The organism is Methylophilus sp. DW102, assembly GCF_037076555.1.
GTDB classification, from domain to species: Bacteria; Pseudomonadota; Gammaproteobacteria; order Burkholderiales; family Methylophilaceae; genus Methylophilus; species Methylophilus glucosoxydans.
Window position 1 is genome coordinate 2,616,381 of sequence record NZ_AP029023.1, and the last position, 12,350, is coordinate 2,628,730.

Here is a 12,350-nt window from a genome sequence, read left to right on the forward strand (position 1 = left end):
AGTTAAGCCTCCGCCTTTTTGTCTTCGCCAATCAGCAAGGTCGTGTCAGTCAGATATTGATGCGGCGGCACCAGCAGATTTTTTGGTGCCGGAGAGCCTTTGAACACACGGCCAGCCAAGTCAAACTTAGAGCCGTGGCAAGGACAGACAAAACCACCATCCCAGTCTGCTGTCATTGCAAAGTTGTCGTTTGGTGAACAACCCAGATGCGTGCAGGTCCCCAACATGACCCCGAACTCTGGCTTGATAGAACGATCCTTGTTTTTACAATACTCAGGCTGTTGCGGCACCTCCAGATTCGGATCCGACAACTGGTCATCATGCTTGACCAACTTATCCAGCATTTCTGGCGTACGACGCACGATCCACACCGGTTGACCACGCCATTCAGCCGTCATTTTCTCGCCCGGCTTCAACTTGCTGATATCCACCTCGACAGGTGCGCCCGCCGCTTTGGCACGTTCACTTGGCAGCATGCTACCAACAAACGGCACCGCTACTGCAGCAACCCCAACAGCCCCGGTGGCGGCAGTCGCTTTCACCAAAAAATCGCGTTTTTGCAAATCCACCTCAGATGGCTGGCAAAACGACAAACAGTTGTTGTCAATTTTGTTTTCTGACATTGGCTTCCTTAATCTACCCTTTTGAGGTAACAGTGAGTATAAAACTTGAGTCGCGATTATACATTTTTCGCAGAAACAAGCCAAATTTATTTCAATAAGTCATTGATATTAATCAATTAAACAGGGTTGCCCAACTCAACATAAACATGTTCCAAGCCATGCGTTTGTGCAAGCCACTGCCCTAGCGCCTGCACGCCATAACGCTCAGTGGCATGATGACCGGCACTGAGGTAAGCCGTGTCTGATTCGCAGACGGTATGCCAGGTTTGCTCGGAGACTTCACCACTGATAAACAGATCCACGCCAGCAGTGACCGCCAGTTGAATATAAGATTGGGCAGCGCCAGTACACCAGGAGACAGTGTGTACTAACTTATCAGGGGCCCCAAGCACTTGTGGCTGCCGCCCCAATCGTTGTGCAACATGCTCTGCCACCTGCGCCAGCAACATCGGTTGCGCCAAGGTGGTCACAGGCAGCATATTCTTATCATCGAGATAGCGTGTCACCGGCCAGCCGAACACCTGTCCCAGTTGCACATTGTTTCCCACCTGCGGATGTGCATCCAGCGGCAGGTGATACGCCAGCAGGCTGATATCATGTGTGAGCAAGCGCTTGAGGCGCTGACGCTTGAGCCCAGTCACCTCGGCTGACTCGCCACGCCAGAAATAACCATGATGCACTAGAATCGCATCCGCATTGGCGGCAATGGCCGCCTCAATCAGCGCCTGACTGGCAGTTACGCCACTGATAATGCGCCGCACTTGCGGCCGCCCCTCCACCTGCAAGCCGTTGGGGCAATAGTCCTGGAATTTGCTTACTTGCAAAAAATTAGCCAATTCACTAACAAGAAGATTCAATTCCATCTCTGAGTCTCATATACTAGTCGTTGTTAAAGATATTCACTTATTGCACATTCTCTCTTTTGGCATCTATGCGACATCTCTGGTCTATCTTCTCACAAGCAGTCACCGTTTGTCTGGGCATTTTGTTTGTCTTAAAACTTTTTTATCCCACCCTGCTCACGCAACCCGTGAACAAAACCCTGGTGATCAAGGAAACGGCCGCCACTAGCCAGGCCATGGTCGCGAAGTCCGGCTACCGCAATGCCGTCAGCAAGGCCATGCCCTCAGTGGTGAATATTTTCACCACGGCCCGCATGAGTCAGGATCCACACCGCGCATTGAAGAATGACCCATTGTTTCGTCATTTTTTCGGTGATGAAGTAGAAGAAGAGGATGAGCAACCTGAAAACAGCCTCGGTAGCGGCGTGATTGTCAGTGCCGATGGCCTGATCCTGACCAATAACCATGTGATCAGCTCGGCCGATCAAATTGAAGTTGCGCTCAGCGATGGCAGCAAGTCCTCAGCCACAGTGGTCGGTACCGATCCCGAGACCGACCTGGCCGTGCTCAAAATAGACCGCAAACAACTCCCTGCCATCACATTCAGCAATAGTGACCAGATGAAGGTAGGGGATGTCGTCCTGGCAATTGGCAACCCGTTTGGCGTTGGACAAACCGTGACCCAAGGCATTATTAGCGCACTGGGACGCAACCATCTGGGCATCAATACATTTGAGAACTTTATTCAAACCGATGCCTCCATTAACCCTGGCAACTCCGGTGGCGCGCTGATCGACGTCAACGGCAACCTGATAGGCATCAATAGTGCCATTTATTCCCGCAATGGCGGCAGCATGGGGATAGGCTTTGCTATTCCGGTCAGCATCGCCAAACAGGTCATGGAACAAATTACCTTTAATGGGTCGGTGACGCGTGGCTGGATAGGCATAGAAGCGCAAGACATTACGCCAGAACTGGCGGAATCCTTTAACCTTAAGAATGTCAACGGCTCCTTAATTGCCGGTGTGTTGTTAGACAGCCCGGCTGATCGCGCCGGTTTGCGTCCTGGCGACATCCTGATTGCCATCGACAACAAACCTGTGTCTGACAGCCAGGCAATGCTAAATATAATCGCCATGCTCAAGCCACGTGACAAGGCAACATTGGCAATCTTGCGCGCAGGCAAGAAAATGGAGATCAGCCTGATCGTAGGTAAGCGCCCACTACCAAGCAAGGTAGCGCAATAACTAGAAAGTAGAATTATGTGGGCGTAGCATTGTCCGCTGGCGATTGCGGCAACCAGCGCACCACCAGCAGGCCCAGCTCATAGAGCAACCACAACGGGATGGCCAGCATGCATTGTGAGACAATGTCAGGGGGCGTAAAAATGGCGCCCAACACAAAAGCGCCTACGATTACATAAGAGCGCGCCTCCTTGAGTTGCGCCAAAGTCACCCACCCCATCAATGATAACAATATGACGGCGATGGGCACTTCAAACGCAAAGCCAAACGCCAGAAACATGCCGATGACAAAGTCGAGATACTCAGCAATATCTGTCATCACCGCGACACCCGCCGGCGCACTACCCACCAGAAAGCCAAACACAACCGGGAACACGGCAAAATAGGCAAAGGCCATGCCCATAAAGAATAACCCGATGGCCGCCGCAAGCAGGGGCCGAATCAATCGTTTTTCATGTGCGTATAACCCCGGTGCGATAAATGCCCAGCACTGATAAATCATCCATGGCAACGCGATCAAAAAGGCCGCCATCATGGTTACTTTCATCGGCACAAAGAAGGGCGTGGTGACTGCTGTCGCTATCATTTGCGCCCCTTGCGGCAACTTTGCCAGCAAGGGTGCCGCCAGCAAATGATAAATGCGGTCAGCAAACGGAAACAAAGCCACAAAAATGACCAGCCAGCCCGCAACCGCACGCAACAAACGGTTACGCAGCTCAATCAGGTGGGAAATAAAACTTTCAGTAGGCGTCATAATTTATACAGCGCGATCAAACTACAAACGCTTAGAGGATGGGTTCATTCGGTGGCGTATCGTTTGCCGCCTTCGCCGCCTGCCGTGCGCGGCGCTGTCTCGGCTTTGCCGCAGGGGCTTCTGCAAATAACTCGGCTTGTGGCGCTGGTGCAGGTTCAAAAGCCACCAATGCGCTAGGCACTGCTGCTTCAGCAGGCTGTTCATCGTTCACCGGTGTTGACTTGCGTTGACGTGGTTTGCGTGGCGGTTTAACCGGCTCAACAACCTTCTCTGGCTGGACACTGGTTTCGGCGATAGAATTCTCAGGCAAAATATGCTGTGCCGCATCGTCATATACCGACTGCAAGCCCGACTTTACTTCATCTTGCAGTTGTTGCAACTCGGCAAATCTGGCTTCACGATTAACCTCATCTTTTACCTGGCTGACAAAACGTTGCATGCGCCCAAAAAAAGCGCCCGCAGTGCGGGCGACTTTAGGCAGTTTTTCCGGCCCGATCACCACCAAGGCAACCAGCGCAATCACCAGTAATTCTGAAAACGAAATATCAAACACAATCGGTCAGTAGTTACTTACTTTTGTCAGAAATCTCATCAGGCTTAGAACCTTCTTTGCCGTCATTCATTGCTTTTTTAAACTCATTGACCGCGCCACCTACATCACCGCCAATATTACGCAGCTTTTTGGTACCAAACACCAGCACCACGATCAGTAACACGATCAGCCAATGCCATAAACTGAATGAACCCATTGCAATCTCCTTAACGCGTCAACTTTTAAGCGGCAGGCCCGCCACCAAAGACATGCAGATGGATATGGAACACTTCCTGGCCACCCTCACGCCCGACATTCATCACTGTTTTATAGCCAACCAACCCTTGCTCAGCAGCCAGCTTGGCACCCAGCAACATCATTTTACCAAGGAGCGCCTGATGCTCAGCAGTACATTCTTTAAGCGTTTCAATATGTGCTTTGGGGACAATCAGAAAATGCACCCGCGCCAGTGGCCGAATATCATGAAATGCGATGACCTCGTCATCTTCATACAGCAATTTCGCCGGAATAGTGCCAGCAACAATTTTACAAAAAATGCAGTCTGCACTCATTCTTTTCTGCTCGCTTTCTCAACGATGCCCGACAGCCCTTCACGCCGCGCAAGCTCATTAAGCACATCCTGCGCCTGCAAGCCGGCATGACTTAACATCACCAGGGTATGAAACCATAAATCGGCGGTTTCATAAATCAGCTCTTCCTTGTTGCCGCCTTTGGCCGCAATCACTGTTTCCGTCGCTTCTTCACCCACTTTTTTGAGAATGCTGTCCATGCCTTTGGCATAGAGTTTGGCGACATAGGAGCTGGCCGGATCGGCACTTTTACGCGCTTCCAGCAACTCAGACAAGCGGCTTAATACGTCATCACTCATGGTAAATCGCTTTCGGGTCTTTGAGCACAGGCTCTACAGTCACCCAGGTATCGCCCTGTAATTGCTGAAAGAAACAGTTATGCCTACCTGTGTGACAGGCGATGCCACCCAATTGTTCGACCGTGATCAGCACGACATCATTATCGCAATCGAGACGAATGTCGTGCACGATTTGCGTGTGCCCAGACTCTTCACCTTTATGCCACAGCTTGTTGCGCGAGCGTGAATAGTAAACCGCATGACCAGAGTCCCTAGTCAACTGCAAGGCTTCGCGGTTCATCCAGGCAAACATGAGAATTTTACCGGTGTCTTTTTCCTGGGCGATGACCGGCACCAAGCCTTCTGCCGTCCAGGCCACTTGCTCCAGCCAGTTCATCGCACTTCTATCCCATGTTCACGCATATAGTCTTTCGCTTGCTGTACAGTGAATTCGCCATAGTGAAAAATACTGGCAGCCAGAACAGCGTCGGCGCCACCAACGGTGACACCCTCCACCAGATGTTGCAGATTCCCCACGCCGCCGGAAGCAATCAATGGCACATCCACTGCTTCGCTGATCGCTTTGTTGAGCGGGTTATTAAATCCGATTTTGGTTCCATCGCGGTCCATGCTGGTGACCAGCAACTCACCGGCCCCCAGACTCACCATCTTTTGCGCCCATTTGACGGCATCGAGACCAGTCGGATTACGCCCGCCATGGGTGAACACTTCCCACTCAAACGGCTGGTTATCTACTTTTTTTGCATCAATCGCGACCACTATACACTGCGAACCAAAACGTCCGGCAGCATCCTCAACCACTTGCGGATTGACCACGGCAGTGGTGTTGATGCTTACTTTATCGGCCCCCGCATTCAGTAGCCGCCGCACATCTTCAACCTTGCGCACGCCGCCACCGACGGTTAACGGGATAAAGATCTGCTCGGCCACACGCTCAATAATGTGCAGAATCAAGTCACGATTGTCTGAGCTGGCGGTAATATCCAGAAACGTCAGTTCGTCCGCGCCCTGGTCGTTGTAGCGCTGTGCGATTTCCACCGGATCGCCTGCATCGCGCAATTCCAGAAAATTCACGCCTTTGACGACACGACCATCAGTCACATCCAGGCAAGGAATAATGCGTTTGGCGCAGCCCATTTTTATTGACCACTCAGCTGGTCAGCTAATGCTTGCGCAGCAGAAAAGTCCAGTGTCCCTTCATAAATGGCGCGGCCGGTAATGGCACCCATGATGCCTTCATCCTGCACGGCGCACAAGTTGCGCACATCATCCAGATTGGTCACCCCGCCACTGGCGATCACCGGAATCGTTAATGCCTGCGCCAATGCTACAGTCGCTTCAATATTCACGCCGGTCAACATGCCATCCCGGCCGATATCCGTGTAAACAATACTTTCCACACCGTAATCTTCAAATTTCTTCGCCAGGTCAATCACATCATGCCCCGTCAACTTGGACCAGCCATCCACAGCTACTTTGCCGTCTTTGGCATCCAGCCCCACCATGATCTGGCCTGGGAAAGCATAGCAGGCCTCATGCAGAAAGCCCGGATTCTTCACAGCGGCGGTCCCAATAATGACATAGCTGATACCATCATCCAGATAGCGCTCTATCGTATCCAGATCACGGATGCCACCGCCCAATTGAATAGGGATATCCCCACCTATTGCAGCCACAATAGACTTGATCGCACCTTCATTGACAGGCTTGCCCGCAAAGGCCCCATTCAAGTCCACCAGGTGTAAACGCTTACCGCCTTTATCTGCCCAATGTCTGGCCATCGCTGCAGGATCTTCGGAAAATACGGTGGATTCTTCCATCAGTCCCTGCTTCAAACGCACGCAGTGGCCATCTTTTAAATCAATTGCTGGAATGATTAACATGTTGTTTTCAGTAGATAAATAACGAGTAGTGACTAAAACGACTGTAGCCCGTCTTAGGGCTTCCAGTTTACAAAATTACGTAAAAGTTGCAAGCCTGCACTGGCGCTCTTTTCCGGGTGAAACTGCACGGCAAATACATTGTCACGTGCAATCGCACCGGTAAAATCAAATGGATAGGCGGTAGTCGCAGCGGTCAATGCCGTCTCATCCGGGACAACATAGTAGCTATGCACGTAGTAAAAACGGGCCTGGTCAGGAATCTCTTGCCACAAGGCATGCGGCTGAGTCTGATGTACCTGGCTCCAGCCCATGTGCGGGACCTTGAGCTTTTCACCATGCACATCCACCATTTTTGCCTGAGGAAAGCGCTTGACCTCGCCGGCATACACGCCTAGCCCAGGCACATTGCCTTCTTCAGAATGCTGAAACAACATTTGCAAACCAATACATATGCCGAGGAAAGGCTTTTGCTGTGTTGCATCCATCACTGCCTGACGCAAACTGCGCGCATCCAATTCACGAATGCAATCCGGCATGGCGCCCTGCCCCGGAAACACTACCCGCTCCGCCTGGGCAATTTGCGCAGGATCGCTGGTGACTGCAACCGTGGTATCAGGCGCTACCGCTTTGAAAGCATTGGCAACTGAACGGAGGTTTCCCATGCCATAATCAACAATGGCGACTTGCAAACGATTCATCATAAACAATCGGGCTATAACGCACCTTTGGTTGATGGCATCAAGCCGGCCATGCGAGGATCCTGGGTGGCCGCCATACGCAAGGCACGGCCAAACGCTTTAAAAATCGTTTCCGCCTGGTGATGAGCGTTTTGGCCTTTGAGATTATCAATGTGCAGCGTGACCAGTGCATGATTGACAAAGCCCTGGAAAAATTCGTGAATCAGATCTACATCAAACTCACCGATCATGGCACGCGTAAAGGTGCAATCAAACGCCAAGCCCGGACGACCGGACAAGTCCAGCGCCACACGGCTCAAGGCTTCATCCAGCGGGACATAGCTATGCCCGTAGCGCGTCAAGCCTTTTTTGTCGCCCAACGCTTTGCTGAATGCCTGACCCAAGGTAATCCCGATATCTTCAACCGTATGGTGGGCATCAATATGCAAATCCCCCTTGGCATGCACTTTCAAATCTATCATGCCATGACGGGCGATTTGATCTAGCATGTGATCCAAAAAGCCCAGCCCACTGTCCAGTTCAGACTGCCCTGTACCATCGAGATTAATCGACACAGTAATTTGGGTTTCTAGCGTATTACGCGTAACTTCGGCTTGACGTGACATATGAGAGAGGAAGGTGATCACTGAGAGTTTGCAAGTATTACACGCATTTTACAGCAAGTCTTGGCAGACAGGCAAAACCAGTTGTGAAAAACAAAAAAGCAGCCCAATGGACTGCTTTTTTGAATCGTGCATTTATCAGAAATAAAAGCGGATTATTTTGCTTCTTCAGTCGCTGGTGCAGCTTCTGCAGCAGGCGCTTCAGCGGCTGGAGCAGCTTCTTCAGCAGCAGGTGCTTCGGCAGCAGGCGCCTCAGCAGCTGGGGCAGCCTCTTCAGCAGCTGGTGCTTCTGCAGCAGGCGCAGCTTCTTCAGATTTTTTACCCAACAAAGAGAATACCAATACTGCAGCAACTGCAGCAATAATCCATGGCAGCAACTTGTTACCACCTTTAGCAGCACCAGCACCTGCACCGTGTGCAATTTTGGTGATTTCTGTTGCAGCAGCAGCAGGATCAGCAGCACCGTAGATCGCTGCACCAGCAACGACGATATCAGCACCAGCGTCAACCACTTGTTTAGTCGTTGCAGCTTTTACACCACCAGCCACAGACACTTTAGCGCCTGTTTTCAGACCGGACACCAAGCCCAAGTCAGCGAATGGAGTTTGACCAGCCGCTTGTTGGTCCAAGCCAGTGTGCACGCCGATGATGTGTGCACCCAACTTAACAACTTCCAGCGTACGGGCTTTTTTGTCTTTTACGTTGATCAGGTCGATTTGCGCTTCTTTGCCATATTTGTTGGCAGCATCAATCACGCCTTTGATGGTACCGATGTCAGCAGTGCCCAAAACGGTACAAATGTCAGCACCTGCTTTGTAGAATGGCTCAGCTTCGTAGAAGCCAGCATCCATGGTTTTCAGGTCAACCAAAATTTTGTTGTTAGGGAATTTTGCACGCAGTGCTTTCAGCAGTTCGATACCGTTGTGCTTGATGCAAGGGGTACCGATTTCCAAGATATCAACGTGTGGCGCCACTTTAGCTGCTAAAGCGATCGTCGCGTCAAAATCCAATGAGTCCAATGCCATCTGGGTTTGTGCCATTTTTCTTCCTCCGAGTTTGCTCTATTTTCAATCCAATGAATCTATGCGCAGCAATCATGCAAACGCAACCGTCACTGCACATTATGTACAATAGGGTGCATCATAACCGGATTTGCCACACAATGACAATATTCGCTGGATATTTTTATGTGCGATTACAATCAATTAACCGCGATTAGCCCGTAATTTAGTACAAATCCCGCGCTTTTGACGACATCAGGCTTGCACAAGCGCACGTATTGCCTGCATCAAGGCCTGATTTTGCGACTCGTTGCCGATGGTAATCCGTAAAAAATCAGAAATTCTGGCTGGTTTTTTGAAATGGCGGACGATCACGGCGCGTTCACGCAGCCCTGCGGCCAACTGCTCACCCGCATACGCTGGGTGACGGGTAAAAATAAAGTTTGCCCCGGAAGGCAACACTTCAAATCCCAATGCTTCTAGCGCACTGACCAGGTTAGTACGCGATGCCATGACCTGTTGACGCGTTTGCTGAAAGTAAGGTTCATCCTGCAATGCCGCAATGGCACCCGCCTCGGCAAAACGATCAATCGGATATGAGTTAAAGCTGTCCTTGACCCGGATTAATGCCTCAATCAGCGCTGCATTGCCCAACGCATAGCCCACGCGCAAGCCTGCTAACGAACGTGATTTGGAATAGGTATGCGTCACCAGCAGATTTGGGTAACGATGAATCAGTGCGACCGCGGACTCGGTGCCAAAGTCAACATAGGCCTCATCGACCACCACCACAGATTGCGTATTGTGGGCCAGCAAGCGCTCAATTTCGCTTAATGCCAGCGGAATGCCGGTTGGCGCGTTGGGGTTAGGAAAAATAATCCCGCCATTGGGGCGCAAATAATCGTCTATCGCCACTTCAAACTGCGCATTGAGCGCAATGGTTTCAAAGTGGATGCCGTACAAGCCGCAGTAGACCGGATAGAAACTGTAACTAATATCAGGAAACAACAAAGGCAAGTCGTGCTTGAGCAAGGCCTGAAACACGTGCGCCAACACCTCATCGGAACCGTTACCGACAAACACCTGATTGGCTTGCAGCCCATGATATTCAGCTAACGCCGCCTTGAGGCGACTGGAATCCGGATCGGGATACAGGCGCAAACTGTCTGCAGCTTCTGCCTGCAAGGCAGCAATCACCTTGGGGCTGGGACCATAAGGATTTTCATTGGTATTAAGCTTGACCAGATTTTGCAACTTGGGCTGTTCGCCCGGCACATAAGGGGTCAACTCATGAACAATCTTGCTCCAATATTGACTCATGGCTGCCTCTTATTTCAAGCGATACTCAGCACTACGCGCGTGCGCCTGCAGGCCTTCGCCATACGCCAACGTCGCAGCAATCTTGCCCAGTGTTTGCGCCCCCGCAGACGACACCATAATCAGGCTGGAACGCTTCTGGAAATCATAGACCCCCAACGGCGAACTGAATCGGGCGGTACGTGAAGTCGGCAGCACATGGTTTGGGCCGGCGCAATAATCGCCCAGCGCCTCACAGGTGTCACGCCCCATGAAGATCGCCCCGGCATGCTTGATCTGCTTGCTAAAGGCCAAGGCATCATCCATGGATAACTCCAGGTGTTCTGGCGCGATGTAGTTACAAATCTCGGCGGCCTCAGCCAGGTCCTTTACTTGTATCAGTGCACCCCGGTTTTGCAGCGAGGTACGAATAATCTCCTGGCGCGGCATGTCGACCACCTGACGGGCAATACTGGCCTCCACCTGATCCAGAAATTCTGCGCTTGGCGACAGCAATATCGCCTGTGCCAACTCGTCATGTTCCGCCTGACTGAACAGATCCATGGCTGTCCAGTCTGGATTGCTCTTGCCATCGCTGATGACCAGAATCTCAGAAGGGCCTGCCACCATATCAATGCCGACGACCCCGAACACCCGACGCTTGGCCGCAGCCACATAGGCATTGCCTGGCCCGACAATCTTGTCTACCTGTGGCACGGTTTCAGTGCCATATGCTAGCGCCCCCACGGCTTGTGCACCGCCAATACAGAACACGCGATCAACGCCACAGACCGCTGCCGCAGCCAGCACCAATGAATTTTTCTCGCCATTCGGCGTAGGCACAACCATCACCAACTCTTGCACACCCGCCACCTTGGCAGGGATCGCATTCATCAGCACAGAAGAGGGATAAGCCGCCTTACCGCCAGGCACATACAAGCCCACGCGATCCAGCGCCGTCACCTGTTGACCAAGCAAGGTGCCATCAGCCTCGGTATATTGCCAGGACTGCATGACCTGCTTTTCGTGATAGCTACGCACCCGGTCAGCTGCTGCCTGCAAAGCCTCGCGCTGTGCCGCCGGCAGGCTGGTTAAGGCCGCTTGCAACTCCGCTTGAGGAATTTCCAATGCAGCCAGACTGGAGGCATTGGTTTTATCAAAGCGGTTGGTATATTCAAGCACAGCTGCATCGCCGCGTGCCTTCACATCCTTGAGAATGTTGGCGACCACCAGGTCTATGCTGTCATCTTGCGCGGTCTCAAAAGCCAGCAATGCCTTCAATTCGGCATCAAAGCCCTGATCCTGTGTATTTAAGCGTTTAATCTTCATCATTTTCTAAACATTAATCTTTGCGGACAGCGCCCGCAAAGCTATCAATAATCGGCTGCAACAAAGGCCGATTCACTTTGTAAGAGGCCTGATTGACCACCAGCCGTGAGCTGATGGCGCCAATCTCTTCTACTGCTTTGAGCTTGTTGGCGCGTAAAGTTCCACCGGTGCTGACCAAATCCACAATCGCATCGGCCAAGCCGACCAACGGGCCCAATTCCATCGAGCCATAAAGCTTGATCAAATCCACATGCATGCCTTTGGCGGCAAAATGCTCGCGTGCAGTTTTCACATACTTGGTCACCACCTTGAGGCGCGCGCCCTGACGGATGCTGGCTTCATAATCGAAGTCATCACGCACCGCCACCATCATTTTGCAGCGCGCAATATTCAAGTCCAGCGGTTGATACAGGCCTTCTCCACCATGCTCATCCAGGACATCCTTACCGGCAATACCAATATCTGCTGCACCATATTGCACATAAGTGGGCACATCGGTCGCACGGACGATCACCAACCGGACATCCTCACGGTTGGTAGGCAAAATCAGTTTGCGTGAGGACTCAGGGTCTTCTAATGCCTGAATCCCTGCTGCGGCCAACAAGGGCGTGGTTTCCTCAAAAATACGCCCCTTGCTGAGTGCGATAGTAATCATGA

At 51.7% G+C, this 12,350-nt stretch carries 17 protein-coding genes; 1 reads left to right on the top strand and 16 read right to left on the bottom strand.

Features of this window, described 5'->3' with window-relative positions; translation table 11 throughout:
• Nucleotides 1-2 precede the first annotated feature (2 nt).
• Together petA and AACH41_RS12410 are read right to left on the bottom strand one after the other, a co-directional pair.
• Nucleotides 3-623 (bottom strand): ubiquinol-cytochrome c reductase iron-sulfur subunit, encoded by a 621-nt coding sequence (petA, locus tag AACH41_RS12405; protein WP_275357634.1) that lies wholly within the window; start codon nt 621-623, stop codon nt 3-5.
• A gap of 116 nt (nt 624-739) precedes the next feature.
• Nucleotides 740-1,486: a Nif3-like dinuclear metal center hexameric protein gene (locus tag AACH41_RS12410; protein ID WP_338655423.1), complete on the bottom strand. Its 747-nt coding sequence runs from the start codon at nt 1,484-1,486 to the stop codon at nt 740-742.
• A gap of 68 nt (nt 1,487-1,554) precedes the next feature.
• Between AACH41_RS12410 and AACH41_RS12415 the strand changes: the two genes are divergently transcribed.
• Nucleotides 1,555-2,712, top strand: a complete 1,158-nt coding sequence (locus AACH41_RS12415; protein ID WP_338655425.1) for a Do family serine endopeptidase — start codon at nt 1,555-1,557, stop codon at nt 2,710-2,712.
• A 13-nt stretch (nt 2,713-2,725) separates the two neighbouring features.
• Here the strand turns inward: AACH41_RS12415 and tatC are convergent, their stop codons facing one another.
• The 14 genes from tatC to hisG form a co-directional block, all read right to left on the bottom strand.
• A complete protein-coding gene (gene tatC / locus AACH41_RS12420; protein WP_275357640.1) occupies nt 2,726-3,463 on the bottom strand; it encodes a twin-arginine translocase subunit TatC in 738 nt (245 codons plus the stop codon).
• A gap of 31 nt (nt 3,464-3,494) precedes the next feature.
• A complete protein-coding gene (tatB, locus tag AACH41_RS12425) occupies nt 3,495-4,016 on the bottom strand; it encodes a Sec-independent protein translocase protein TatB (RefSeq protein ID WP_338655429.1) in 522 nt (173 codons plus the stop codon).
• Nucleotides 4,017-4,029: 13 nt separating this feature from the next.
• Complete coding sequence (gene tatA / locus AACH41_RS12430) at nt 4,030-4,212, bottom strand: Sec-independent protein translocase subunit TatA (protein ID WP_194748754.1); 183 nt, start codon at nt 4,210-4,212, stop codon at nt 4,030-4,032.
• A 25-nt stretch (nt 4,213-4,237) separates the two neighbouring features.
• Nucleotides 4,238-4,567: a histidine triad nucleotide-binding protein gene (locus tag AACH41_RS12435; RefSeq protein ID WP_194748755.1), complete on the bottom strand. Its 330-nt coding sequence runs from the start codon at nt 4,565-4,567 to the stop codon at nt 4,238-4,240.
• On the bottom strand, nt 4,564-4,884 hold the full coding sequence (locus tag AACH41_RS12440) for a phosphoribosyl-ATP diphosphatase (RefSeq protein WP_194748756.1): 321 nt from the start codon (nt 4,882-4,884) through the stop codon (nt 4,564-4,566). The genes AACH41_RS12435 and AACH41_RS12440 overlap by 4 nt, the downstream gene beginning before the upstream one ends.
• The gene (gene hisI / locus AACH41_RS12445; RefSeq protein ID WP_338655432.1) at nt 4,877-5,260 is read right to left on the bottom strand and encodes a phosphoribosyl-AMP cyclohydrolase; all 384 of its coding nucleotides are present in this window, start codon (nt 5,258-5,260) and stop codon (nt 4,877-4,879) included. The genes AACH41_RS12440 and hisI overlap by 8 nt, the downstream gene beginning before the upstream one ends.
• A complete protein-coding gene (gene hisF, locus AACH41_RS12450; protein ID WP_338655434.1) occupies nt 5,257-6,021 on the bottom strand; it encodes an imidazole glycerol phosphate synthase subunit HisF in 765 nt (254 codons plus the stop codon). Before hisF ends, hisI begins: the two co-directional genes overlap by 4 nt.
• Nucleotides 6,022-6,023: 2 nt before the next feature.
• Nucleotides 6,024-6,767 (bottom strand): 1-(5-phosphoribosyl)-5-[(5-phosphoribosylamino)methylideneamino]imidazole-4-carboxamide isomerase, encoded by a 744-nt coding sequence (gene hisA, locus AACH41_RS12455; RefSeq protein ID WP_194748759.1) that lies wholly within the window; start codon nt 6,765-6,767, stop codon nt 6,024-6,026.
• Nucleotides 6,768-6,820: 53 nt separating this feature from the next.
• A complete protein-coding gene (gene hisH, locus AACH41_RS12460) occupies nt 6,821-7,465 on the bottom strand; it encodes an imidazole glycerol phosphate synthase subunit HisH (protein ID WP_338657607.1) in 645 nt (214 codons plus the stop codon).
• Between the two features lie 14 nt (nt 7,466-7,479).
• Nucleotides 7,480-8,070 carry an imidazoleglycerol-phosphate dehydratase HisB gene (gene hisB / locus AACH41_RS12465; protein WP_194748760.1) on the bottom strand — a complete coding sequence of 197 codons (591 nt, stop codon included), beginning with the start codon at nt 8,068-8,070 and terminating at the stop codon, nt 7,480-7,482.
• A 152-nt stretch (nt 8,071-8,222) separates the two neighbouring features.
• Entirely contained in the window at nt 8,223-9,107 is an 885-nt protein-coding gene (gene hxlA / locus AACH41_RS12470) for a 3-hexulose-6-phosphate synthase (RefSeq protein WP_194748761.1), read from the bottom strand.
• Nucleotides 9,108-9,323: 216 nt separating this feature from the next.
• Complete coding sequence (gene hisC / locus AACH41_RS12475) at nt 9,324-10,388, bottom strand: histidinol-phosphate transaminase (protein ID WP_338655437.1); 1,065 nt, start codon at nt 10,386-10,388, stop codon at nt 9,324-9,326.
• Nucleotides 10,389-10,397: 9 nt separating this feature from the next.
• The gene (gene hisD, locus AACH41_RS12480) at nt 10,398-11,693 is read right to left on the bottom strand and encodes a histidinol dehydrogenase (protein ID WP_338657608.1); all 1,296 of its coding nucleotides are present in this window, start codon (nt 11,691-11,693) and stop codon (nt 10,398-10,400) included.
• Nucleotides 11,694-11,706: 13 nt separating this feature from the next.
• Nucleotides 11,707-12,348, bottom strand: a complete 642-nt coding sequence (gene hisG / locus AACH41_RS12485) for an ATP phosphoribosyltransferase (protein ID WP_275357652.1) — start codon at nt 12,346-12,348, stop codon at nt 11,707-11,709.
• Nucleotides 12,349-12,350 lie beyond the last annotated feature (2 nt).